We start from the raw sequence: 386 nt of genomic DNA, 5'->3' as shown, positions 1-386 counted from the left end.
GGCGGCATAATTGGGGAATTTTACTTCGGCACTTCTGAGGAAATTTCACCCGGCATTGACACGCTTACGCCCGGACGCCGCGCAAGTTGCCGGTCGTGCTGAGCGCCGATGAGGTGGTCGGCTTTCTGCAGGCCGTGAAGGGGACGAGGAACCGGGTCGCTCTGATGACCACCTATGCGGCGGGCTTGCGCGCCGCGGAGGCGGCGCGTCTGCAGGTGACGGACATCGATAGCAGCCGGATGGTCATTCGCATAGAGCAGGGCAAGGGCGGCAAGGACCGCTATGTGATGCTGTCGCCGCAGCTGCTGGAGATCTTGCGCGTCTATTGGCGGTTGACCAAGCCGGGGCGATGGCTGTTTCCCCGGCGCGATGGCCGCGGCCCGATC

General features: G+C 64.2%; 1 pseudogene. It reads left to right on the top strand.

The features are described from left to right. Nucleotides 1–62: 62 nt before the first annotated feature. Nucleotides 63–386, top strand: a pseudogene (locus ACWGTO_RS33910) (tyrosine-type recombinase/integrase); the annotation flags it as partial.

Source organism: Mesorhizobium sp. PL10 (assembly GCF_053714315.1).
The sequence above is the reverse complement of the archived record's forward strand: the minus strand, read 5'-3'. Positions and strand labels throughout refer to the sequence as shown.